Here is an 827-nt window from a genome sequence, read left to right on the forward strand (position 1 = left end):
CGCCGGCACCGAGCATGTTCCTGGCCGCCAGCGCGCCCTGTTCCTGGGCGTTGCGCCAAGCTTCCAGCCGCACCCGACGGCCGCCATAGACGGCGAGCGGAAACGAGCAGCAATCGCCGGCGGCAAAGATGTCGGGATCGCTGCTGCGCAGTTCGGCATCGACTGCAATGCCATTGTCGATCGTAAGCCCCGCTTCGGCCGCAAGCCCGGTCACCGGCACGGCGCCGATGCCGATGATCGCGAGGTCGGCGACGATTTCCCGGCCGCCGGCAAGTGTGGTGCGCACCTGTCTGCCGTCGTCGGCGATGGATGCGATGCCATCCCCGCACAGGATATCGACGCCCTCGGCGACATGCGTATCATGGATGATTTCGGCGATCTCCGCCGGCACGCCGCGCATCAGGATGCGCGGCTGCGCCTCGATGACGGTGACATCAGCGCCGAGCTTGCGGGCCGCGGCCGCGAGTTCGAGACCGATGAAACCGCCGCCGATGATGGCGATCCGGTTGCCGGGGGTGAGGTGCGCGCGAATCGCGAGCGCGTCGGCGAAGGTCCTGAGATAGACGCAGTGCGCGCCAAGGCCGGGCATCGGCAGCTTGCGCGGCGTCGAACCCGTTGCCAGCAGGAGCTTGTCGTAAGGCAGGACCGATCCGTCCGACAGACGCACCGCATGCGCCGCGCGATCGATCGTCACGGCCTGGACGGAATGGACATGCCGGATCGATTTCTCGGCCAGAATTGCGTCGCTGGCGATCGCCTTGATCTCGGGCGCATCGCTGGCCATCGCCTCCTTGGACAGAGGCGGGCGCTCATAGGGCAGATGCGGC

At 67.6% G+C, this 827-nt stretch carries 1 protein-coding gene; it reads right to left on the minus strand.

The annotated features are described in order from the left end of the window. Window positions 1-827 (minus strand): FAD-dependent oxidoreductase (locus EN984_RS36325; RefSeq protein ID WP_127384440.1); only part of this gene is annotated, 827 nt, incomplete at both ends.

The sequence above is a fragment of the Mesorhizobium sp. M7A.F.Ca.CA.004.12.1.1 genome (assembly GCF_003997835.1).
In the GTDB taxonomy this organism is placed as follows: domain Bacteria; phylum Pseudomonadota; class Alphaproteobacteria; order Rhizobiales; family Rhizobiaceae; genus Mesorhizobium.